Consider the following 24,266-nt stretch of genomic DNA (forward strand, 5'->3'; position numbering starts at 1 on the left):
TCGGACTGTATGAAAAAGGAGAAACAATGGACTTTTTAAGTGGTATTTTCCAACCTATCGTTGATTTAATGAGCACATTGGTAACTTATGCATTCCAATTGACTCAAATGATAGGTTATCCAAGCTACGGTGTGGCTATTATCCTTTTAACAATCGTTATTAAAGCGATTTTGGCACCACTTACTGTTAAGCAAATCAAATCCATGAAGGCTATGCAAGAATTGCAGCCTCGCATGAAACAATTGCAAGATAAATACAAAAACGATCCTGCAAAACTGCAAGCGGAAATGGGTGCATTGTACAAAGAAATGGGCGTTAACCCATTGGCTGGTTGCTTGCCATTGTTGGTACAAATGCCATTCTTGATCGCTATTTACTGGGCTTTGAAAGATTACCCATACGATCCAAACTTTGTACAATTCTTGTGGTTGCCTAGCCTTGGCGATCCAGATCCAATGTACATCTTACCTATTTTGAGTGCATTATCCACATGGGTTATGTCTCGTCAAACTAGTAATGGTGCAACTGGTGCAGCTGCGCAACAACAAAAGATTATGACAATCTTTATGCCTTTATTCATTGGTTACATTTCTTTGAGCTTCCCATCTGGTCTCGTTATCTACTGGGTAGTTTCTAACGTATTCCAATTGATTCAACAGCATTTCATTTACAAAAATTTGAACGCTAAGTAGGAGGCAATTATGGAATTTATCGATGTATCTGCTAAAACCATTGAAGATGCCATTGCTAAAGGTGTAGCTCAATTAGCCGCTGAAGGTCAAGAATTGGTAGAAACTAAAGTTTTAGAACAACCTTCTAGTGGATTTTTAGGCATTGGTCGTAAACCAGCAGTTGTTCGCTTATTCTTCACTGCTTTGGCTCAATCTGCTACTGCAAAAGAAGTAGCTAACGCAGAAGAACAATCTGTAGCTATTGCTTCCGAACCAGTGGCAACAAGCGAAACAGAAGTACAAGATACAGCAGTTGAAACTTCTGAAAGTACTGTAACGGAAAAACCTTCTAAAAAAGAACTTTCAAAAGAAGATCAACAAGAAATTGCTGAAAAAGGTAAACAATTCCTCGATGATATGTTTACACAAATGGGCCTCACTGTGGTTATCGAAAAGATGATGACCAAAGACAAGATTACATTCCAAGTACACGGCGAAGATTTAGGTATTTTGATTGGCAAACATGGTCAAACATTGGATGCTATTCAATACTTAACAAATCTCGTGGCTCACAAGGATGTATCTGGCCACTGCCATATCGTGGTAGATGTGGAAAACTATCGTTCTCGCCGAGAAGAAACATTGGTAAATCTCGCGAAACGTTTGGCTTCTAAGGTGAAACGTAATCGTCAAAAGGTTTCCTTAGAACCGATGAATGCTTTTGAACGTAAAATCATTCATACTGCCCTTCAAGGCAACAAAAACGTTGTTACTAACAGTGAAGGGGATGAACCATTCCGTCACGTTGTGATTACGTACAAAAAATAAATATAATGGTGCAGCTTTCAAGTAACTAGGATTTTCCGTTACTTGAGGGCTGTTCCCTTTATTCTTTAGGTTATGGTGAAAGCTAACCTAAGTTAATCTTCGCATGCAAAGATTAGTTTAGTTTAACTTTCACAGGCGAAGAACATATACAAAAACAAATACTAGATAATCGAAATACGGAGATATGTATGTATATAGATGATACAATAGCGGCCATTGCGACACCGCCCGGCATTGGTGGGGTTGGTATTATTCGGGTCAGCGGCAAGGATAGTTTTCCTATTGTAAATAGCCTGTTCAAGAGCACTGGCACTGTTCCTTTGATGGACCGCCAAAATAGAACGATACAATATGGGACCATTGTGGACCCTACAACTAACAAGACCATCGATGAGGTTCTTGTGTTATTGATGAAAGGTCCTCATTCCTACACGGCAGAGGATGTAGTGGAAATTCAGTGTCACGGTGGCATTGTGCCAGTTCGACAAATTCTAAAATTGCTCGTCAACCACGATGTGCGCATGGCTGAGGCCGGTGAATTTACGAAGCGTGCCTTTATGAACGGACGTATCGACCTTACCCAAGCGGAGGCGATCATTGATATTATTGAAGCAAAAACGGAGGACTCCCTCTCCCTCGCTGTATCTCAGCTAGACGGGACTGTTTCGTCTTTTGTGAAAGATGTGAGAGAACAGCTCATCGCCATGATTGCTCATTTAGAGGTAACCATCGACTATCCTGAGGAGGATATCGAGGATGTAACGAGCCAAGAGGTTCGTGAACAGTTAGAGCCTATTTTGAAAGCCATGGATGATCTCTTGTCCACAGCCAATACAGGTCGCCTCATTCGGGACGGTATTACGACGGTTATTGTAGGCCGTCCAAATGCAGGTAAATCGAGCTTGATGAATGCTCTCTTGCGCGAAAACCGTGCTATTGTAACGGATATTCCAGGGACGACACGGGATAGTATTGAAGAATATATGACCGTAGAAGGTATTTCCTTGCGCCTCATCGATACAGCAGGTATTCGGGACACACAAGATACGGTTGAAGCCCTTGGTGTGGAGCGTGCTCGCGATTATATCAACAAAGCCGACATCGTGCTCTGCGTTATTGACGGATCTACTCCGTTAAACCCTGAAGAAATCGAAATTTTGACCTCTGTGAGCGGTTTAAATACCATCGTACTCCTTAATAAGTCCGACGTGGCACAACTCGTTACAGATGAAAATATTAAAGAACACGGCACCTTTACGGCCATCGAACGCATTAGTGCTAAAGAAGGCGAAGGCTCTGCAGTTCTCTCTAAATGGGTACAAGAACTCGTCTATGGCGGTCGCGTAAAACAAGACAACAGCGCCATGATTAGTAACGTGCGCCACATTAGCCTTATGGAACAAGCAAAGGCACAAGTCGAACAAGCCCTCTCCTCCATCGACATGGGCATGCCTGTAGACTTTGTAGCTACCGATTTGCGCAGTGCCTGGGAACTACTAGGCGACATCACAGGCGATACCATCCGAGAATCCATGATTGACGAACTCTTCAGTAGATTTTGTTTAGGTAAGTAAAAGCAGGGCAGTAGTCAATGGAGGAGCTTGCGACGACAGGGACACTGCATCGCTTTGGTCGGAGCGTGCAATTTTTCGAAGAAAAATGCTCAGCGAGCGACCTGTACTCTGGGTTAGATTCAAGCTTCACTTTGTTCCGAACGTAAAATTTTCTAGGCTACAACGTAGCCTAAAGAAAATTCACAGTGAGGAACTGTGCTCTGGGATATTCGGCTTCGTAGTTTTGAGTAAAATAAACTTTCACAATAAGATAAGTAACAAATATAAGGAATTTAATTGATATGTACACAGTAGATAATTATGATGTCATCGTCATCGGCGGCGGTCATGCTGGTTGTGAGGCGGCTCTCGCTACTGCCCGCATGGGTCATCGCACGTTGCTGGCGACCATCAGTTTAGATAATATTGCGCTTATGCCGTGCAACCCTGCCGTGGGTGGTCCTGGTAAAAGCCATCTTGTTTACGAAGTTGACGCATTAGGCGGTCAAATGGGTATCAATGCGGATGCTACGGCTATCCAAATGCGTATGCTCAATATGGGCAAAGGACCTGCCGTTCATTCTTTGCGTTGTCAATCCGACAAGATTAAATACCAACATTTGATGAAACAAACATTGGAGAATACAGATAATCTCAATGTTAAGCAAATCATGGTGACTGAGCTTAAGGTTGAGGATGGCAAGGTAACAGGTATCGTTACGGAGCTTGGTGAATTTTATGGCGCTAAGGCGGTAATTCTTTGTACAGGTACCTATTTGAAAGGTAAAATCCTCATCGGCGATATCGATTATGTGGGCGGTCCAAATGGCCAACGCGTAGCGGAACATTTCTCTCAATCTTTACTCGATAATGGTGTTGAATTGATGCGCTTTAAGACGGGTACACCAGCACGTGTAGATAAACGTACTTTAAACCTCGAAAATATGGTAGTTCAAGAAGGCGATGCACATCATCACGCATTTTCCTTTATGGATGAATGGATTAACCGTAATGAAGATGTATGTTGGTTGACCTATACTAACAAAGAAACGCACGAAATCATTCATAGCAATATTCACCGCGCTCCTATGTATAGTGGCAAAATCGAAGGCGTAGGCCCTCGTTACTGCCCTTCCATCGAAGATAAAGTAGTGCGCTTTGCCGATAAAGAACGCCATCAATTATTCGTAGAACCAGAAGGTACGGGTACAAATGAAATGTACGTTCAAGGCATGAGTACATCCCTTCCTATGGACGTACAATATGCATTCTTGCGTACTATTCCAGGCCTTGAAAATGTAGAAATTATGCGCCCTGCCTATGCTATCGAATACGATTGCTTGAATCCAACACAATTAACACCAGCCCTTCAAGTGAAACATATTGAAGGCCTCTACTCTGCTGGTCAAGCTAATGGTACATCTGGCTATGAAGAAGCGGCTGCTCAAGGTCTTATGGCTGGTATCAATGCAGCATTGTGGCTTGAAGGTAAAGAACCGTTTATCCTTGCTCGTTCTGAAGCGTACATCGGTGTTCTCATCGATGATCTTGTAACAAAAGGTACAAATGAGCCGTACCGCATGATGACAAGCCGCAGTGAATACCGCTTATTGCTTCGTCAAGATAATGCAGACATGCGTCTTACGGAAAAAGGCCGTGAAATCGGTCTTGTAAAAGATGATCGTTGGGCTAAATTTACAGCTAAAAAAGCTGCTATCGAAGAAGCAATGGAAATGTTACGAAATACACCTGTCAATCCATCCAAGGAAACACAAGCTTTGCTTGAAAGTTTAGGTACAGCACCTATTAGAACAGGTATTCACGCTTATGATTTAGTAAAACGTAACGAACTCTCTTACGCCATCGTAGCCGATGCATTTGGTTTGAAACGCTATACACCTGATGTAGAGGAAGCTGTCGACATTTCCATTACCTACGAAGGTTACATCAAGAAGCAAATGGAGCAAGTCGATAAGGTTCGTAAACTAGAAGAAAAAATTCTTCCAAAAGAATGGGACTATACACAAATCAAGGGCATTTCCCTTGAAGCTCAGCAAAAGCTCAACAAAATTCGCCCTCACTCCATCGGCCAAGCAAGCCGTATCTCTGGCGTATCACCTGCGGACGTATCTGTTCTGTTGATCCAACTCGAACAATACAACAGAAACAAATAAATTAGCATGTAATAATATAAATTCATATAATAACATTCATGTTATATGAACTTTTTTAAAAGATATTTCCTACAGATTTTAAAAGATATTTCCTACAAATCTTATTGTCATATATATATATTAGACAATTCATTAGGAGTACTTATGAAAGAAAAATACGATGTGCCTATAGCGCCTCAGTCTGAATTTGTTTCATATATGATGGAGCAAATGAGCCATTTTGGCTTGCCTTGTACGGAAGAGCAAGCAAAAGACTTTTACTTGTATTATGCGCATATGATTGAAACAAATAAATATTTTAATTTAACGGGTATTACGGATATGAAAGAGGTCGTGATTAAGCACATGATTGACTCCCTCTCCTGTTATGATTCTGAAATTATCAAATCTGGCATGACGATTATCGATGTTGGTACCGGTGCAGGTTTTCCTGGTATTCCATTGGCTATCTATGACCGTAGCCTCAAGGTTACCCTGTTTGATTCTTTGAAAAAGCGGCTTACCTTTTTGGAATCGATTATAGATAAACTAAAACTGACGAACTGTACTACCTTACACGGACGTGCGGAGGATTTGAGTCATCAAGATTACCGTGAAAGCTTTGATATTGCTACGAGCCGTGCCGTGGCACGCTTGCCGATTCTTTTAGAATGGACTGTACCATACGTAAAAGAAGGTGGCTACGTTGTTGCTTTAAAAGGAGCTATCTACGAAGAAGAAGTTAAAGAATCTAATAAAGCCCTTAGCACACTGAAAGCTACTATCGAAGAAGTAAGGACCGTTACTTTGCCAACCTTAGACGATAAACGTGCAATCTTATATATGAAGAAAACGGGAAAAACACCGAAACAATACCCACGAAAACCAAAAGAAATCAAAGATAAACCGTTAGTATAGCAGTTAATGATTTAGGCGTAGAAACTAATATATATTAATATAAATAAACCCTATGCTATATTGCTACATAAAGGAAAAGAGGATGCAAATCTTAGATCTGCATCCTCTTTTCCTTTTCTTAGTAACGAATTAGTTCGTATGCCCTCCCCCACTCTATATCTATTAAATGATATCGTTTACGACAAAATTATATATTTTGTTCACTATATGAGGCGGAGATAAAGATACATATAACACCTTTCCCTAAGAACGACTTAGTACACTATGGAGGTCGTGGGAAAGGTGTTATATGTTAATCTCAGAATGACTTTATAGGTGATCAATAATATATAATGTTGTATCGATATCATTTAAAGGCATAATATGTACGCCTGCTGCCATTTTCTTGATTTGTTCAAGTGTTTCAATCGCAATTTCTGTACCCGCTTCTTTACCACCTTTTTCCATGCGGTCCAATATTTCTTGAGTAAGATTGATTCCAGGCACTTTTTCATGGAGGTATGTAGCCATTTTAAAGCTTTTAAGTGGAATCAAACCGAGCATGATAGGTACATCGAATTCAGACATCTTGTCAATGTAGCGTTTTGCCTGTTCTAAATCGTAAATTGGTTGTGTTTGTACAAAGTGAGCGCCATTTTGAATTTTAGCAGCTAATTTTTGGCGTTCAATCTCTAAATCTGGAGCACCAGGATTACCAGTGGCACCGATGTAGAAGTTCGTAGGTGCATCTAGGTCATTACCTGCCAGGTCTTTGCCTGCATTTAATGTCTTAGCGATGTTAAGTAGTCCCATACAGTCGACTTCAAATACGGATTGTGCAAATGGATGGTCCCCATTATCTGGTTTATCACCAGTGAGTGTTAAAATATTATGCACGCCCAATGCTGCTGCACCGAGTAATTCAGATTGCAATCCGATAATATTACGGTCGCGGCATGTAAGGTGGAAAATAGTTTCAATTTCTTTGTTATGTTGTAACAAATAAGAAAGAGAAATTGGGCTCATGCGCATTTTGGACATAGGGCTATCAGCGATGTTGATAGCATCGACCTTCCCTTTCAAACGGGCTGCTTGTTCGAAGGTCTTTTCTGCAGAACTGCTTTTAGGAGGATCCAATTCAACAGTAATGGTGAACTGTCTTTGTTGATGTTTTTCTCGTAATGTCATCATGTACCTCGTTACTATACATTATTTTTCTAGTGTTTCAAAGAAGTCATTGGCGTGGTTAACAGCAGCGATGCCGTCTTTAGCGTAGATATCTGCACCTGCTTGGTCTGCGTAGTCTTGAGATACTACAGCGCCACCAACCATGACCTTAGTTTTAAGGCCTGCTGCACGGATAGCAGCGATAGTATTGTCGATTTGTGGCATGGTAGTCGTCATCAAGGAACAGATGCCAACGAGGGCAGCTTTGTTATCTTTAATGGCTTGTACGATAACTTCTGGGTCAACGTCCTTACCCAGGTCGACGATTTTGTAACCATTGTTTTCGAGCAATGCTGCTACGATATTTTTACCTAAATCGTGGATGTCGCCTTTAACTGTAGCCACGACAACGGTGCCTTTATCTAAGCTTTCACTAGCAGGAATAATTTCTTTAATGGTGTTGAAAGCAGCCTGCATTGTTTCAGCAGCAAGCATTACTTGTGGTAAGAATAATTTACCAGAACCAAACTTATCCCCCACTACGTTCATCGCTTCCGATAAGCCTTTTTTCGTAAGATCTAATGGATCGATACCATCTGCTAAGGCTTTTTTTACAAGATCAATGATAGCTTCTTTTTCGCCTTGTTCTACACATGCGCGAATATTGGCTAAAGGATCATTACTATCGAAGGATTTTTTATCTGGCCCTTTAGGAGCAGTGTTACCAGGAGCGGTAGTTTCGTCTTCATAGCCGTATTCTTTAATAAATTCAGCAGAACCTGGGTCCCAGCCTAGTAAGGTAGTACTAGATACAAATGCTTTTTTGGCTGGATAATTGAGTGGATTCATAATCGGTGTTGTTAAGCCACATGCGAGGGCCATTGTTAAGAATTGGCCGTTCAAATATGGACGCTGAGGCATACCGAAGGAGATATTGGACAACCCCATTACTGTGGGGAAGCCAAATTTTTCTTTATATAACTGTAGCGTACGCAATGTTTGGCGTGCACTATCTTCACCGCTGGCAAGTGTTAATACCAATGGATCGAGTAATAAGTCATGTGGGTGAAGACCATAACCGTAAGCGCGATTTACGATGCTTTCAGCTAAAGCAACGCGGTCTTCCGCTTTTTCAGGTAAGTCACCACTACAGAGTGGCAAGCAAAGCAATGCTGCACCATACCGTTTAGCCAATGGCATTACGTGAGTAATAGACTCCTCCTCCCCATTTACAGAGTTAATGAGGGCGCGACCTGGATAGTTTTTAAGCGCTATTTCCATAGCTGCTGGGTCTAATGTATCGATGGATAAAGGTGTTTCTACGAGCATGGATAACTCGAAGATAGCACGCTCCATTAATGGGGTTTGATCCATGCCTGCTACACCCATGTTTACGTCGAGGATGTCTGCACCTGCTTCAACTTGGTCTAAAGCATCGCGTTTTACACGGATGAAAGAACCATCGCGCAATTCTTGAGCGAGGACTTTACGGCCTGTTGGGTTAATACGTTCGCCGATGATAAGTGGTTTTGTATGATGGCCTAACTCTAACAATTTAGTACGGCTCGTAATGATTGTTTTAGGTTCTACATGAACGCGTTCCTTAGGTGTATGTGCTTTTACAGCGTCAGAGATGGATTGAATATGTGCTGGTGTTGTACCACAGCAACCACCTACAAAGCTGGCACCTGCATCTACGATTGGAATCATCAACGGCCCCATCTCTTCAGCTGAAAGTGGGAATACAGTTTGTTTATTAATGAGTTGAGGCATACCAGCATTTGGTTGGCAGCTTATTGGCAAGTTTGTAACACTTGCAATCTCCTCGATAAGAGGTGTGATTTGCTCAGGTCCAAGGGAACAGTTGATACCGATGATATCTGCACCCATAGCTTCTACGATAGTAGTTGCTACTGCGGGTGGCGTGCCTGTAATGGTACGACCGTCTTCACTAAAAGAGAATTGACAAATGATTTGTACATCTTCTTTTGTCTTCCCTGCTGCTTCTCGAGCATCAAGAGAAGCTAATAAAGCGGCACGCATTTCTTGTACGTCGATGATTGTTTCAATGATAATGAAATCTACGCCGCCTTCGATTAATGCTTTAGCCTGCTCAAGATATGTGTCGTAAATAGAATCGAAGCTCATATTACCTAATGGTTGCAAAAAGCGACCTGTAGGGCCCATAGAACCTGCTACACGAGCAGTTGGTTTGTTCTCTGCAATGGCTTCTTTTGCTACCTTAACAGCTGCAATATTGATTTCTCTTACACGATCCTGCAAGTCATAATCTTCTAATTTAAGACCACAAGCACCGAATGTATTTGTAGTGATTACATCACTGCCATGTTGTAAGTATTGAGCGTGAATATCCTTTACTACTTCTGGCCGTTCTATATTAAATAGCTCTGGACAATAGCCTTCTTCTAAGCCTGCAGCTTGAAGCATTGTGCCCATAGCACCGTCAAATATATACATAAACATCTTCCTTTAACATCCTAAATTACAATGTTTCACGTGAAACACTATTGTATTGGTTGCCCCTTCATGGCAATACCAGAAATGTCGGCAGTAGTTTTACTACCTTCCTCTTCTCCCCCATCTTGGGTGTTGACTGTTGCCTTCTCTGGTAATTTTCGAGATGCACAGTTTTGTTGTGAACAAGATGTACAGCCTCGTTTAGTTTTAATATCTTCGTTTGCTGGCATTAAACCGATGATAGCCGTTACAGACTTACGTGGGAATAATAAATAGTTCTCTGTTACTTGTAAGCCAATCATCTCTGTTTTGATGATTTTAGCTAATTGTGGTTGAATTTCTAGTGGCCAGTTGCCATAACCAGGGCTAAAACGCCAAGTTGGCTTATAGCCTTGTTTTTTAGCAATTGTATTGATTACTTCGTTTACCTGATCAGCTACCTGTTCTACAGCAGTTGTGGCTGCTGCATCAAGTAATAAGCCTACCGTATAGTTACCTTGTTTAAATAATTGCTCACTACGAATTTCTACATCTTCTCCAACTGTTACACCTAATACGTATACTTTAGTAGATTTTTCTAGATGTTTTTCAATGATAGACCCTTCAATTTTAAGCGGTGGATTGCTTAAAATTGTTTTTGTTTCTGCATCGTAATCATATTCTTGATATACACCCCTAGGTGTAGCCAATAATTGGATTTCCTTACATGCTTCGTCAACATAGTTTTGTGGGAAATCTTCAGCGTGACGAAGTCCTGCGTATCGTTTTACTTCTGCTTTATCGATGGCAGGAAGCATTCCGTTATAGATGGGCATAGAAACGCCTCCTCTTCAAAATAAAAAGCTCTGCGTGTCCGTAGAGCGTGTGCTTACTGTTATTAATTGTATATATAAATCTTATAAAGTGATTTTTCTAGACTCTTAAGATTATCAATCTAATTACTATCTAACTAATAGTATATAGATATGAATAATACCTGTCAAAGTATATGGGGCCTGTATTCTCATATAATTTAGTAGTATATAGGTATAGTTTAAAGTTATATCAAAATGATTTTTGTTCATGAAAGTTATTGATGGTGAAGGTTTTATATGTTTAATGTTAACCATAATGTTTCACGTGAAACAATTTATTAAATATAATCTAATAATTTGTTATGAGTATATAAGTATATTAATATTAGTTCATTACATTTCGTATATTATTGTTATATATAATGTTACCGATCAAAAGTTGATTACTTTATACCTTTCGCTAATGGTGTTGTTCTATAAATAAAAAGATGATATAAAATAATTTTGTGTATATTTGTCTATTGGTATAGATTTATATTAATATGATAATTTTTTACTGTAAAATTTTTTATTAATTTTATAACTTAATTTTTGCGTTAGATTTTAATCCTTAAATGTTTCACGTGAAACATTTAATCGTAAAACTTATAAAACATTTGATGTAATTTTTCTTATTTTGTGTTGTACTATATAGTAAAGGAATAAATTGCTATGTTTCACGTGAAACAATAAAAAATAAGTGTTGTAATTATATTAATGAAGTTATTTACCTATAAGTTTATGTGCGTAATATAAATGTAAGTGGGAAAAATGTAGTAGATAAATAAAATAATATAGTAGATAAAAAATTAATGAGAATTTGATTTATAAATACCGTAATTAGCATTGTTTTATGTTATAATGGAAAAGAAATATTTTGAACGAAGATGTGAGGTGAATTAAGTGGGCAAAGTTATAGCTATTACTAATCAAAAAGGCGGTGTTGGTAAAACTACAACATCAGTAAATTTGAGTGCTTGTTTAGCTGATGCAGGTAAAAAAGTGTTACTGGTTGATTTGGATCCACAAGGTAATGCTAGTTCTGGGTTAGGTATTGAAAAGGATGATTTAGAGCTCTGTGTGCATGATGTTCTAATTGATGGAGAACCAATTGCTGATATTGTACAACCTACAATGCTTGAAAACCTATTTGTGGCGCCTGCAACAATTCAACTAGCTGGTGCTGAAGTAGAACTAGTTTCCGTTGTTTCACGTGAAACAATGTTGAAAAAAGCATTAGCGTCAGTACGAGATACATATGATTTTATCGTCATTGACTGTCCACCATCTCTCGGGTTATTAACATTAAATGCCTTTACTGCTGCTGATAGTGTATTGATTCCGATTCAAAGTGAATTTTACGCATTGGAAGGGGTTAGTCAATTAGTTAAAACGATAACAATTGTACAACAAACATCCAATAAGGATCTTGAAATTGAAGGCGTGCTATTGACTATGTTTGATGGCCGCACAAATTTATCTATTCAAGTAGCCGATGAAGTAAAAAAATTCTTTGGCAATAAAGTATATAAAACAATTATTCCTCGTAATGTACGTTTAAGTGAGGCGCCTAGTTATGGGGAGCCAATCATTGTATATGATCCAAAATCCAAAGGTGCTGATGTATATACGAAATTAGCTAAAGAGGTAATTAAAGCATCTAAAACTAAATAAGCACTAAAGATAAATAAGTACTAAAGCTCAATAAACACAAAAGCGAAGTAAGTACCTAAAGGTAATAAGTATTTGTTATATGTATGTATCTAATGCTAAGAATATTAGTTTTTGGTGGTTTGCATGATTTACATATTTTAAATTTGTAAATATTTGTAAGGCCGAGAGAGGTTAGTTGTATGCCAAGAGAAATTAAAAGCAAAAAAAGCAAAGCGTCTGGATTGGGGAAGGGCCTTGAGAATTTAATGAAGGTTGACTCTGTAGAGTCTGTATTGCCTGAAAAGGAGATACATGAACTGCCAATTTCTGAGTTAGTTCCAAATGTAGATCAACCGCGTAAAAGTTTTGATGAAGATAGTCTAGCTACATTGGCTGAATCAATCAAGAATCTTGGTATTTTCCAACCGATTGTAGTTCGTAAACAAAAGAATAAATATCAAATTGTAGCTGGTGAGCGCCGTTATCGTGCTGCTATGATTGCTGGATTGAAAACAGTACCAGTTATTGTTAAAAAATATAATACCGAAGAAATGACAGAGGTTGCTCTTGTAGAGAACCTACAACGTGAAGGATTAGATCCCATTGAAGAAGCATTGGCTTATCAAGGATTGATGGATACCTATAAGCAAACGCAAGAAATGATTTCCGCTCGTCTTGGCCGTAGCCGTTCGTATATTGCTAATATGGTTCGCCTTTTAAAATTATGTGATTCTGTACAAAAGGATCTTATCGAAGGTGATTTAACGGTTGGTCAAGCTCGTCCGTTATTAGCGTTAAGAAGTGCAGCTCAACAAATGGAAGCAGCTGAACGTATTAAAGAGGGCGAGCTAAGCGCTAGACAAGCAGAGGTTCTTGTTAAGTCTATGCAAAATAAATCGTCTAAAGCAAAGGCTAGTAAACCTCAAAATACGGCAGAGGTTCGTGCTCTAATGGATCGTTTAAAACTAAGCTTAGGGTCTCCTGTGAATATTAAATTCCGTGCAGGCAAAAAGGTACAAGGAAAAATTGAAATTGCTTTCTCCTCTGAAGCTGAATTAGAAAGACTTATTGCATATATGGATGGGCAAGATCAAACAGAAGATGCGGAAACAATAGAGTTTAGAGTATAAATAACAATCTGCAGTAAAAGTGTAGTCTACGGGCTGCGCTTTTACTATATGTAAGAGATTTATTAAATAATAAGATAAGATGTAAGACGTTTTATAATATATTTTGTAATATATATGAAGGTTAAGTAACAAGGATAGGTTATGGAACAAACACCTAAGGCAAACCGCATACATATTGCCTTTTTTGGCCGTTGTAATGCCGGTAAGTCTACATTGATCAATATGTTAACTGATCAGCCTGTATCGTTAGTATCCGATGTGGCAGGGACTACAACAGATCCTGTAAGCAAAGCTATGGAAATCTTACCACTTGGCCCTGTGGTGATTACTGATACTGCTGGTATAGATGATACAACTGAATTAGGTGCATTGCGCATGGAGAAAACAGAAGAGGTCGTGAAAAAGATTAACTTGGCTGTTTATGTGCTTCGCACCGATGAAGAGCCAACCTCTGACGATATGCACTGGTTAGGTCTTTTGAAACAAAATAATGTACCTGTTGCACTTTTCATTAATGAGATTAATGCGGCGCCAAACAATTTAACGGAGTCTAAAGCTAGTATAGGCAGAGATATACTGGGAGAGCGTTATATAGCAGATCATACGGGTTTATCTGATTTGGTTACTGTCATTGGCTCTGCTGACTTCACATCTGATGCGAAACGATTAGAGTTGCTTGATTTACTCGGTGGGTTAACACCACTTGATGTAGAAGGGGAGCAAACTCTTTTACGAGGTTTAGTTGAAGAGGGGGATACAATCATCCTTGTATGTCCTATCGATAGTGCCGCACCAAAAGGAAGACTCATCTTGCCACAGGTGCAAACTATCCGAGAGATTCTCGATTACAAAGGCTTAGCTTTAGTCTGCCAAACAGAAGAATTACCGGCTATGATTCACTCGCTTAAGCATCCACCTAAAATGGTAATTTGTGACTCCCAAGCGTTTGATCGGGTTGACGAGTTGACGCCTGATTCGATTCCGTTGACGTCCTTTTCCATTTTGATGGCACGGTTCAAGGGAAAATTACAGGACTTAGTAGCTGGTGTTAAGGCTATTAAGAATTTGAAAGCTGGCTCCAAGGTGCTGATCAGTGAAGGTTGTACACATCGTCGTCAATGCGATGATATTGGAACTGTAAAAATACCTAATCTTTTAAAGAAGCAAGGTTATACAGATTTACAGTTAGAATTCACTAGTGGGGGAGCATTTCCTAAGGTTGTATCACAGTATGATTTGATCATCCACTGTGGTGCTTGTATGCTAACACGCCGTGAGGTGTTACGCCGTATAGAATGCGCCGTTGTACAAGGTACACCCATTGTAAATTACGGTGTACTCATAGCAGCTCTACATGGTATACTAGAACGAGCAATCAGCCCATTTGTTGACGAACTAGAGGGCTAATAAGTAGCCCAATAAATAGCATTGTAATAGGTATGTAACACATAAATTTAGATATACATACATACTTGCTATATAAATTGTTATATAGGTATCGCTTATCTATATTAGATATATTAAATTAAATTGCATGCAGTCATTTAACTTTCACAATAAGAGTGGTATAATTAACTGTTGGAGTTTTGATGATTGTATAGGAAGGAAAATACATGTTCGAATCGATTCAACCGTGGATAGGCATGGTTACCATCGTTCTTATTATCGTGTTATTCGTGTATTGTGTAATCTTACACATCCGTTTAGGTAGCTTGAAAAAGAAATATGATTTCTTTATGCAAGGGGAGCATGGTGCGAGCCTAGAGCGTAAATTATCTGTAGAGGTTAGTGAGATTCGCGATGCTGCGAAGGGCCTTGAGTCCTTGTTATCCGAGCAAGTGGCAATTCGCAATATTCAGAGTAATACGATACAAAAAATTGGCTTTATTAAATATAATGCCTTTGAAAATATCGGAAATGATCTGTCCTTTGCGCTTACCTTGCTAGATGGCAATAATAATGGCATCTGTATCTCCAGTATTTATGGACGTAGCGAATCTCGTATTTTTAGTAAACCTATTGTGAAAGGTAAAAGTTTAGTAAGTCTTTCACAAGAAGAATTAGAAAGTTTGAACGAAGCGTTGGGTGAGCGTACCAATGAGGAAGCGTTGACGAGCGCTATCGTTTCTAAATAAGGAAGTTTTATGTTGAAAATACCGGCATTCATTTCAAACAAAGTTGAAAGAAATGGTGACAACTGCATATTGACATTAACTACCAAGCAAGCGAAACTCGTTGCCATTATTGGTTCTGTAGTATTGGTCTTGGCATTGGTACTCGGTATTTGGGGCATCGTGCGCCAGGCTGAGGTTGTGCAATTACGTCAACAAACGCAATTGCAATCGGAACAGTTGAAATTGTTACAACAAAAAACAGAGGTTCTGGATAAGAAAATTCAAAACTTAAATCAAATTAGTGAAGAGAATAAGCAAATGCTGAAGGGCGCTGAATCTGGCACACCAGCTCAAGGTGGCGGGGATGGTAGCGACCCAAAGCAGGAAGCCGCTGATAATAGTGAAGCACAGACGTTAACAGCGGCACAATTATCGGCTCGACTATCCAAAATGGATAAGGAAGCACAAAAATTGCTTGTTAGTTTCTATACAATGCGCAATATCCTTCGCGATGGTGGCGCAAAAGATTTGATGGCATTACAATCCATCAATTTCTCCGCTGGTTCTGGTGGTGCTGTGAATAGTACGACACCTAGTATTTGGCCAAGTAAGGGCGTTATTACATCTCCATTTGGCAGCCGTGTTGACCCTGTTACGGGTGCTATTGGTGCATTCCATGAAGGTATCGATATTGCCGACGACTATGGTTCTCAAATCGTGGCTACTGCGGCAGGGGTGGTAACCTTTGCAGGGTATACAAGTGGCGGTTATGGTAACCTCGTTGAAATCGATCATGGCAATGGCTTTGTTACCCGTTATGGCCATAATAGTGCCGTATTGGTAACGGTAGGGATGAGCGTGAAACAAGGTCAAACTATAGCTTTGATGGGTAGTACTGGTAAAAGTACGGGCGCCCACGTTCACTATGAGGTACGCCTTAACAATACGCCTGTAGACCCTATGATCTTCTTACCAATTAGCAATTAGAAATATAAAAGCTTATATAAGACCTAAAAAGAACTTGTTATACGTGCATATGCGCTCATAGCAAGTTCTTTTTCTTTCCTTTTGTATATATATATTGTAAAATAAAAGTATATGAACGGAGGTATATCTATGAAGGCCTATGTACAAGTTTATACCGGCGAAGGCAAGGGCAAAACAACTGCCGCAATCGGCCTAGCTATTCGTGCCATCGGCGCTGGCAAGAAAGTCCTCTTCTTACAATTTATGAAATCTAAAGTATATAGTGAGCATACTATTTTACCTACCTTAACAAATTTAACGTTAGAAACTGTGGGCAAACCATTCTTTATCATCAAAGAAGGCATGAAGAGTAAGGATGAACTTGCTAAATGGGGCGATGAAGTCGTTGTCTTTGAGTCTGGTAATCCTCCGAAGGATTATGTAGCTCTCATTGAAAAAGGCTATGAACGTGCACTCGCTGCGATCAGTAGTGGTGAGTACGACCTCGTTGTACTTGATGAGTACAATATGGCTCTCTTCTTTGAACTCATTACATGGGATAAAACTAAAGCTTTACTCGATGCTCGTCATCCAGAAACAGAACTCGTATTTACGGGCCGTGGAGCTCCTCAAGAATTAATTGATGAGGCCGATCTTGTAACGGAGATGAAAGAGATTAAACATTACTACCTACAAGGCGTAATGGCTCGAAAAGGCATTGAAAACTAATCATAGGAACACCTAAGGAGGTGATGTGGTTGAGTACAGTGGCTATTGTGGCCCTCGTTATTGTGGCCATCATTGTAGCACTCATCTTGACTATCCTACTGGCACCAATCACATATAGCATCGAAATTGATGGGCGGACACCATATCGTGGCGAGCTGCGTATCAAATGGCTGTGGCGCGTATTTTCACTCCACTTAGCGTACATTCAAAATAAACCATTTTTTAAGGAATTATACGTTTTAGGTGTACTTAAGATCGGTCCTGTGAAAGACTATGAACAATGGCTTGAAAATCGTGTAGATGAAGAATATCAAAAGGTAATGGATGATGACGGCGACATATCACAAGCAGAAGCTTTTGCAAAGGCTATGCAAGGAGGCGGACAAGGTCCAACTGCAAGCTCTAGCGGCACAAGCTTTGATGATTTGAAGAGCGCCCAAGGCTCCGATACAATTTTTGATGATGATGAATCACCAGGAGCGGGGAGCGCACCTAGGGCAAAGGAGCGCATTGAGCGACCTGATGCGGTTTCTAAGGATATGGATGCACAAGCTCGTGCTGAGCGGTATGATTCGATACAACAAGATCCAACGGCTCATATTCAAGATGATGATGATGAAGTAATAAGTCATGTTACTTTCAATAGTGACGGATCTATCAAGGAAAAGGTATTTACAAAGGTAAATGATATTAAAACGACTGTGAAACAACGTTTTGGAAAGCCTGATCCCAATGATCCGGTAGCATCATTCAAGTCTGAAATTCCTACATTCTGGTTCATGAAACACTTGAGAAATACAGAGTTGTGGCGTCAGATATTCCTTGTGTCGAAACGATGCTATAACCACTCTAAACCACGTGATATGGCTATAGAGGGCCGATTTGGTATTGGCGATCCGTATCGGATGGGGCTTATTGCATCTATGTTGTATAGCATTTGGCCTGAGCAAGCAGAGTCTATTGAGATAGATTATGTGAACTGGGTAGCTGAAGGCAGCGGCCATATTAAAGGTCGTATGATTCTTGCCGTATTGGCGTGGTATGGTACTAGATTCTTGGTATCTAAACCTATGCGTTCCCTATTGGGTGAAAGTGCTCGTGTCTTCTGGGTTAAACGGAAGGAAGCAAAGCAACTAGAAAAGCTAAAAGCCGAACAGGGTCAAACAGCGTAAGGATATATAAAGTCAATTGAGTATATGAGCTATATTATTATAGCTATAATACTTTCACAAAAAGCGGAGGTACTGTGATGGAGAACAGTAATGTAAAAGAGAATTTGGAAGTCCTATTCGAGAAGTTTAAAAATATGATTAAAGTGGAAACTGTAGTTGGTGAAGCTGTGCAAATTGGCGATACTACGCTCGTTCCATTCGTTGATGTAACCTTTGGCTTCGGTACTGGTACAAACCATTGCACAGCCAACAAAAGCCAAGAATCTGGCGGCGGTGGCGGTGGTGCCAAAATGGAACCAAGCGCAATCCTTGTTATTAAAGGTGACCGCATCGAATTGTTCAACATTAAGGGCAACCCTTACAGCAGCAGCTTTGATCGCCTTATCGGTTTGGTGCCTGATCTCGTGTCCAAATTGAAATCCGATAAATACATCTATTTAAATGATGAACAATAATTCGGTGAATAATAAACCATAATTTGATGACAAATTATAAATAATTGGTGAAAGTCGAAATGCCCACATGTGTGTTCTGAATATGTCTGTATCGATTGCTTTAAGGGTCTCAGAGTATGCTTGTGGGTATTATTTTAAGTTCTAATAACTTTCATAAGTAGTTCATAGGGCTTTATTATGCTATTTATCATAGTCTTGTGAAAGTTAGCAAGATTTGTTATAGTAAAAATAGTACACTATTGGATTGTATAGTGACACTTTTAATCGAGGAGGATTTCAGATGAAATTATCTAAAAAATTGACTACCTTAGCTATCGTTGGTGCTATGTCTGCTACTGCTGCAGTAGCAAGTGCTGCTAACATTGGCTTAGTAAATATGAGCCAAGTAGTAAATAGCTACCCTGGCTACGGTGCATTAGATATGAAAATGCAACAAGTAGACGCTCAATACCGTCCACAAATTGAAAAAAAAGTACAAGAAATTGAAAAAATTAAAGACTCTGCACAAGCAGAAGCAGAATTCAACAAAACTGTAGCTCCATTGCTTCAAAAAGAAAACGAAGAAATCAATAAAATTGCTCAACCTATGATGCAAGCAATTCACAACACTGTTGAAGCTATCCGTGTTGAAAAACAAATGGACGTAGTATTGGATGATCCATACACAATTCGTGCTGCTGACGCTAACAGCAAAATCGAAAACATTACTAACGAAGTAATTAGCCGTCTTAAAAAATAATAAGCACGAAACCCCCTAACTGAGGTATCAGCTAGGGGGTTATTTATTAAAATACATTTTAATAAATCCGATAAAGGAGTGAGATTTAATGAAAGATTTTAAAGTATTAGCCACAGAGCGGTATTCGGTTCGAAAATTCGATACTCGACAAGTGGAGCAGGAGAAGGTAGATATGTTACTAGCAGTCGCTCGATTAGCACCTACGGCGCACAATTATCAGCCACAACGACTGCTCGTGTTAAATACAGAAGATAGCTTAAAGAAACTAAAAGATTGCACTAATGGTCACTTCAATGCACCGTTGGCAATTATCGTTTGTTACGATAATACGGTGAGCTGGAAGCGATAATACGATGATGCAGATATGGGGGTTGTAGATGCTAGCATTGTGGGATCCCACATTATGTTTACCGTAGCCGATATCGGTCTAGGCACAACGTGGATTGCTCATTTTGATCCTGCTAAAGTTCGCAAGGCATATAACTTGCCTGATAATATCATCCCTGTAGCTATCTTCCCAATTGGTTACCCTCATCCAGACTGTGTTCCTGCACCAGGCCATACAAAACGCTTTGATGTGAGTGAATTTACAATCTATAATTCCTTTTAAAAGAATGTTTTTAGACTATGTATTACTCTATAAGTATTTAATAACTATGGATATAACTGAACTATTGAACAGTTATATAAAACTTAATAACTATATGATTTCTCTTTAATACATACTCCATATAAAAAGGACAGTTGCTTGTATCAACTGTCCTTTGGTATTTTATTCTGGTTTATGAATGAGGTTTACAACGAATTCGCTGTCTTCTACGAGTGTAGCTTGGATGTAGTTGTCGCCATTGAATTCCAATACTTGGCCTGGTACGAGTACATGTTCTTCTGTTTCGTTAAGGAACACTTGAACTTTACCTTTTACAACTGTAAAAATGACATTAGCTTCAGGGTGGTTGTGTTTTTCCACCTTTTCACCAGCTTTGCCGCCTTTTTTTACGATTACATAGTTAGGGCCTTGGAATAATAAACCTAATTCTTGATTAACTGTGCCTGCCATAATAGACCTCCTAATTCTAGCTTTTTATGTTCTGAAAGCTTACGCTAACATTTAATTTTACATTGTGTAATTACCTTATAATTATATTATAAATGATATTGCTTATCAATGCTGTGCTTATGGCTACAGTTTCGAAAATAGTTAAGCTATTGTATAATTTATATAAAAATAGGTATGAAAAAAGGAGCGTAAGTTACGCTCCTTTTTCAGTACATATATCTGAGAGTAGATAGTTTATATTATTTTTTACGAATGGTATATAAACGTGTGCCGTTTTCTTCTGTCGTTACAAGTTCAAATGTTGGATCGATAGCTTTTACAAAGGCCTCGAACCATGTTTGGTAAGCTAATGCCATGAACTTAGGGTCAATGCCCGCTGTACGCCAGTAGCCTGCTTGTAATCTGTGGTCGCCAACCCAGGTAAATTCATCTGGGCTTTCAGAAACCACTTGGTCACCACCATCGCAAGGCATGCCATTTACGTAGAAGTTTTGTAACGCATTGTAAATCGCTGGTGCAGTGTGTTCTTCAAGGTTATCTTGAGCCACAACGCCACATGCTTGGCCTTGTACTGCAAAGGCATCTAGAATAGCGGTTACCACGTGTACTGCTTCATCGCCGGAATTTGTGTCGAGCATATCTTTGATGAAAGCTGCTTCACGAACGGAAGCAATGTTGATTTGGTTAGCTAACCAGCCGTGAATATTGCCATGGTCGATGATGTTTTCCAAGGGAATACTTGGATTAATTGGCTCGCCGTATGTATCTACGGAGATGGAGTGTAGTTCCTCCGCTAAATCATCAACAACTTTAGAAGTTTTTTCTAAAATCAAATTTTCACGCTCAACGAGCAATTGAATTTTGCGATATAACCAGTAATGGATGTGACCTAAGAATGCGGACATATTAAGCTCCTTTTCGTGCTGTTTCTAATTTCTCTACTAAATCGTATACATTAAAACCGTGGATTTCTGCGGCTTGCCATAATGGCTCAGCTGTTGCAGATGGGCAACCTAGGCAACCCATACCAATACCTTGTAATACAGGTACAACATGTGGGTAGGTTTCAACGATGTCGCGAATAATTGTGTCTGGAGTGATAGGGGAACCTGCTTCGAGGCGTGGTGCTTCTACTTCAGGATCGTTACCTTGACCAGGCAAGAACACAGCTGGTTCTTCGGACTTGTTTTCAGCCGGAGCCCCTTCAAGGTCGCCCAATACAGCTGCTTTGAAAGCCTCTAAACCAATGCGGTCGATGAATTCGCCCATGCGTTCGATTTGTGCGTTTTCTTTATAGTATGCGATGATTCGATCAACTAATGCAAGAGCTTCTTTTTCTGTTTTAACTTCTGCGATGAGGTCGCCGATGCGAGGATGCGCACCGCCGCTACCGCCAGCGTATACATTCCAACCGTCTACAGTACCGATAACGCCCACATCTTTCATGCGGCTTTCAGTACAAGAGTTTGGACAACCGGACACGCCGATTTTCATTTTACTTGGCATTTCAAGAGATAAATATTTGCGTTCAATTTGCATGCCAAGGTGTACGCTGTCTTGTTTAGCGCGTTTACAGAAGGTAGTACCTGGGCAGATTTTTACGCTGCGCACGCGGTTGGACACAGTGTATGCTGGCTCCATGCCAAGCATTTCCCATGCTTTATCTACGTCTTCTGCTTTCAAATTCGTAATCATAATGCGTTGGCTGCCAGTTAATTTAAGAACAGCGCCGAACTCATTTGCTACGTCGATATATTTTTGTAATTGATCTGGTTGAATGAAACCTGCAGGAACGCGAGGTGTAATTGCATAACGGCGTTGACCGTTTTTTATGCGTTGTAAATTTGCTGCAATTTGTGCCATATTAAATCCTTTCTCGAGCCCTCTCTGCGGAGAATAGTGGCTAAAACTACTTAGTTAATCTATAAAACTCTTTATATATTAATTATTTACGCCCTAGGGTTTTGTGAAAGCTTCGCACATATATACGGACAAGTGGGATGAGATCAACTAGGCGATGCCTCATCAAAACCCGGCGTAATGATCAGTATGGGTATTTAGAATACTGACCCGACGCTCTTAGTATAAACCATTTTAACAAACAATAATGTAACTCAAGCTACAAAAATAGAACTTTTTTAATATTAATTATTGATTGTTTACTAACTATCATTATATACGATACTGTTTACAGATGAAACCCAAGGTTACATATCGTATAATAGACATATAGAATGTTCTTGATGTAGGAGAAACGATGAAAGTCCTTTACGATACTATTTTAAAAGCAACATACATAGGTCGCCCGAACCGTTTTGTGGTGACTTTAGATTTGAATGGTGAAAGCGTACTCGCTCATTTGCCAAATCCTGGTCGCATGTGGGAGCTCTTGTTTACGGGGGTAACGATGTACATCGTGCCTCACGACAAGCCGGATGCGAAGACGAAATATCGCGTGGTAGGTATAGAACGTGATAGCGTTGTTATCATGCTCGATACAAACTACAGCAACGATGTGGCACAACATTTAATCGAAAATAAATGTATCCCTGGTTGGGAGGAGTGGCGCGTAGTGAGACGGGAGTATACGGTTAAACTACACGGCACATCATCTCGCTTTGACTTGCTCCTCACCAATGATAAGGGGGATGAGTTTTTACTAGAGGTTAAGTCTTGTACCTTGTTCTCCAAGACGGGAGCCATGTTCCCTGATGCTATTACAGAGCGAGGCCGCAAGCATTTATTGCATCTGAAAGAATTACAAAATGAAGGCTACCACACGGGTGTTCTATTCCTCGTACAATGGGATCAAGCGCAGTGGTTCTTGCCAGATTATCATACGGATTTGGAATTTGCCAAAACCTTTAAAGAGGTGGCACCTTCATTAGATTGGAAAGCCGTTGCTGTGGCGTGGGATGAGACTTTCACCATGCCTACGGTGACACATGAATGTTCCTACCCTAGTAGTATCCTCGATACAGAGGCTCATGATAGTGGCGTGTATGTGATGGTCATGCACCTCGATCACGATTTAGATCTCGAAATCGGTTCTAAAGGGATGATGCATTTCAAACCTGGTTACTATATGTACGTAGGTTCCGCGAAGGCAAATTTGACGAAACGCATTGAACGTCATAAACGAAAACGGAAGAAAATGCATTGGCATCTAGATTACTTCCGCGGTCACTGTGAAATGATAGCGGGCTTGCCGATTCGTACTAGTGGGCGGCCGCAGGCTATGACACCTTCTGCTCAGAAACGGCAGAAAGCTAAATTTTATGATGATTCGGCTGCTCGTGAAAGTGCAGATGTAGATTTAACTAAAATTGACGTAGAATGTGCTCTTGCTGATGCAGTGCGAGCTATTGCGGAATGGAATGTACCGAACTTTGGGTGCAGCGACTGTGACTGCAACAGCCATCTATTCGGAATGAGCGAAAATCCGATACACAATCAAATCTTTATGAATGTAATAGAAAATTACAGGATGAATATGCTAGATGAACTAGTTAATAGGTAATTATTATTGATGGGGCCCGAGAACTATATACGTAATTAATTAAAAAGTGCTATTACCTATCTCTTCGCTCCATAGTGACCTAAGTCGCTCATCAATAGGTAATAGCACTTTTTAAAACACTAGCTATAGAGGTGTCCCATCAATAATA

Annotated in this window: 23 protein-coding genes; 17 read left to right on the forward strand and 6 right to left on the reverse strand. The window is 39.9% G+C overall.

Annotated features, from left to right (window positions below):
* The first annotated feature begins 26 nt into the window (after positions 1–26).
* From HMPREF1865_RS06380 to rsmG, 5 genes are all read left to right on the forward strand, one after another.
* Positions 27–692 carry a YidC/Oxa1 family membrane protein insertase gene (locus tag HMPREF1865_RS06380; protein WP_004692948.1) on the forward strand — a complete coding sequence of 222 codons (666 nt, stop codon included), beginning with the start codon at positions 27–29 and terminating at the stop codon, positions 690–692.
* A gap of 9 nt (positions 693–701) precedes the next feature.
* A complete protein-coding gene (gene jag / locus HMPREF1865_RS06385) occupies positions 702–1,499 on the forward strand; it encodes an RNA-binding cell elongation regulator Jag/EloR (RefSeq protein WP_060919581.1) in 798 nt (265 codons plus the stop codon).
* Between the two features lie 188 nt (positions 1,500–1,687).
* Positions 1,688–3,073 (forward strand): tRNA uridine-5-carboxymethylaminomethyl(34) synthesis GTPase MnmE, encoded by a 1,386-nt coding sequence (gene mnmE, locus HMPREF1865_RS06390; RefSeq protein ID WP_060919582.1) that lies wholly within the window; start codon positions 1,688–1,690, stop codon positions 3,071–3,073.
* Between the two features lie 281 nt (positions 3,074–3,354).
* On the forward strand, positions 3,355–5,226 hold the full coding sequence (mnmG, locus tag HMPREF1865_RS06395; RefSeq protein ID WP_060919583.1) for a tRNA uridine-5-carboxymethylaminomethyl(34) synthesis enzyme MnmG: 1,872 nt from the start codon (positions 3,355–3,357) through the stop codon (positions 5,224–5,226).
* Between the two features lie 144 nt (positions 5,227–5,370).
* On the forward strand, positions 5,371–6,123 hold the full coding sequence (gene rsmG, locus HMPREF1865_RS06400; RefSeq protein WP_060919584.1) for a 16S rRNA (guanine(527)-N(7))-methyltransferase RsmG: 753 nt from the start codon (positions 5,371–5,373) through the stop codon (positions 6,121–6,123).
* Positions 6,124–6,432: 309 nt separating this feature from the next.
* On the opposite strand, the gene HMPREF1865_RS06405 is transcribed toward rsmG, so the two are convergent.
* The 3 genes from HMPREF1865_RS06405 to HMPREF1865_RS06415 are packed head-to-tail and all read right to left on the reverse strand — an operon-like array spanning position 6,433 to position 10,562.
* On the reverse strand, positions 6,433–7,290 hold the full coding sequence (locus tag HMPREF1865_RS06405) for a methylenetetrahydrofolate reductase (protein WP_081094610.1): 858 nt from the start codon (positions 7,288–7,290) through the stop codon (positions 6,433–6,435).
* A 21-nt stretch (positions 7,291–7,311) separates the two neighbouring features.
* The gene (locus tag HMPREF1865_RS06410; RefSeq protein WP_060919586.1) at positions 7,312–9,747 is read right to left on the reverse strand and encodes a homocysteine S-methyltransferase family protein; all 2,436 of its coding nucleotides are present in this window, start codon (positions 9,745–9,747) and stop codon (positions 7,312–7,314) included.
* 47 nt (positions 9,748–9,794) lie between these two features.
* Entirely contained in the window at positions 9,795–10,562 is a 768-nt protein-coding gene (locus tag HMPREF1865_RS06415; protein ID WP_004698043.1) for a hypothetical protein, read from the reverse strand.
* A 921-nt stretch (positions 10,563–11,483) separates the two neighbouring features.
* Between HMPREF1865_RS06415 and HMPREF1865_RS06420 the strand changes: the two genes are divergently transcribed.
* The 11 genes from HMPREF1865_RS06420 to HMPREF1865_RS09655 all read left to right on the forward strand — a co-directional run bounded on the left by HMPREF1865_RS06420 (position 11,484) and on the right by HMPREF1865_RS09655 (position 20,148).
* Positions 11,484–12,254, forward strand: coding sequence for a ParA family protein (locus HMPREF1865_RS06420; protein WP_004698040.1), 771 nt, complete (start codon positions 11,484–11,486; stop codon positions 12,252–12,254).
* A 179-nt stretch (positions 12,255–12,433) separates the two neighbouring features.
* Positions 12,434–13,363, forward strand: coding sequence for a ParB/RepB/Spo0J family partition protein (locus HMPREF1865_RS06425; RefSeq protein WP_024061079.1), 930 nt, complete (start codon positions 12,434–12,436; stop codon positions 13,361–13,363).
* A gap of 141 nt (positions 13,364–13,504) precedes the next feature.
* Positions 13,505–14,770, forward strand: coding sequence for a [FeFe] hydrogenase H-cluster maturation GTPase HydF (gene hydF / locus HMPREF1865_RS06430; protein WP_060919587.1), 1,266 nt, complete (start codon positions 13,505–13,507; stop codon positions 14,768–14,770).
* A gap of 206 nt (positions 14,771–14,976) precedes the next feature.
* Positions 14,977–15,498, forward strand: coding sequence for a DUF4446 family protein (locus tag HMPREF1865_RS06435; RefSeq protein WP_060919588.1), 522 nt, complete (start codon positions 14,977–14,979; stop codon positions 15,496–15,498).
* 9 nt (positions 15,499–15,507) lie between these two features.
* Positions 15,508–16,464 carry a M23 family metallopeptidase gene (locus HMPREF1865_RS06440; RefSeq protein WP_004694399.1) on the forward strand — a complete coding sequence of 319 codons (957 nt, stop codon included), beginning with the start codon at positions 15,508–15,510 and terminating at the stop codon, positions 16,462–16,464.
* 129 nt (positions 16,465–16,593) lie between these two features.
* Positions 16,594–17,172: a cob(I)yrinic acid a,c-diamide adenosyltransferase gene (locus HMPREF1865_RS06445; protein WP_004694402.1), complete on the forward strand. Its 579-nt coding sequence runs from the start codon at positions 16,594–16,596 to the stop codon at positions 17,170–17,172.
* 29 nt (positions 17,173–17,201) lie between these two features.
* Positions 17,202–18,344: a hypothetical protein gene (locus tag HMPREF1865_RS06450; protein WP_060919589.1), complete on the forward strand. Its 1,143-nt coding sequence runs from the start codon at positions 17,202–17,204 to the stop codon at positions 18,342–18,344.
* 77 nt (positions 18,345–18,421) lie between these two features.
* On the forward strand, positions 18,422–18,799 hold the full coding sequence (locus HMPREF1865_RS06455; RefSeq protein WP_004698027.1) for a GerW family sporulation protein: 378 nt from the start codon (positions 18,422–18,424) through the stop codon (positions 18,797–18,799).
* 280 nt (positions 18,800–19,079) lie between these two features.
* Complete coding sequence (locus HMPREF1865_RS06460) at positions 19,080–19,538, forward strand: OmpH family outer membrane protein (protein ID WP_004698051.1); 459 nt, start codon at positions 19,080–19,082, stop codon at positions 19,536–19,538.
* Positions 19,539–19,626: 88 nt separating this feature from the next.
* The gene (locus HMPREF1865_RS09650) at positions 19,627–19,887 is read left to right on the forward strand and encodes a nitroreductase family protein (protein ID WP_230949611.1); all 261 of its coding nucleotides are present in this window, start codon (positions 19,627–19,629) and stop codon (positions 19,885–19,887) included.
* A gap of 15 nt (positions 19,888–19,902) precedes the next feature.
* Positions 19,903–20,148, forward strand: a complete 246-nt coding sequence (locus tag HMPREF1865_RS09655) for a nitroreductase family protein (RefSeq protein ID WP_230949612.1) — start codon at positions 19,903–19,905, stop codon at positions 20,146–20,148.
* Positions 20,149–20,310: 162 nt separating this feature from the next.
* Here HMPREF1865_RS09655 and HMPREF1865_RS06470 read toward each other — a convergent pair whose 3' ends face one another.
* The 3 genes from HMPREF1865_RS06470 to HMPREF1865_RS06480 all read right to left on the reverse strand — a co-directional run bounded on the left by HMPREF1865_RS06470 (position 20,311) and on the right by HMPREF1865_RS06480 (position 22,461).
* Positions 20,311–20,598 carry a cupin domain-containing protein gene (locus HMPREF1865_RS06470; protein ID WP_004694414.1) on the reverse strand — a complete coding sequence of 96 codons (288 nt, stop codon included), beginning with the start codon at positions 20,596–20,598 and terminating at the stop codon, positions 20,311–20,313.
* 239 nt (positions 20,599–20,837) lie between these two features.
* On the reverse strand, positions 20,838–21,503 hold the full coding sequence (locus HMPREF1865_RS06475) for a hypothetical protein (RefSeq protein ID WP_060919590.1): 666 nt from the start codon (positions 21,501–21,503) through the stop codon (positions 20,838–20,840).
* A 1-nt stretch (position 21,504) separates the two neighbouring features.
* Positions 21,505–22,461, reverse strand: a complete 957-nt coding sequence (locus tag HMPREF1865_RS06480; protein ID WP_060919591.1) for a DUF1858 domain-containing protein — start codon at positions 22,459–22,461, stop codon at positions 21,505–21,507.
* A gap of 394 nt (positions 22,462–22,855) precedes the next feature.
* Between HMPREF1865_RS06480 and sfsA the strand changes: the two genes are divergently transcribed.
* Complete coding sequence (gene sfsA / locus HMPREF1865_RS06485; protein ID WP_060919592.1) at positions 22,856–24,118, forward strand: DNA/RNA nuclease SfsA; 1,263 nt, start codon at positions 22,856–22,858, stop codon at positions 24,116–24,118.
* Positions 24,119–24,266: the final 148 nt, after the last annotated feature.

The organism is Veillonella parvula, assembly GCF_001553335.1.
In the GTDB taxonomy this organism is placed as follows: Bacteria; Bacillota; Negativicutes; order Veillonellales; family Veillonellaceae; genus Veillonella; species Veillonella parvula_S.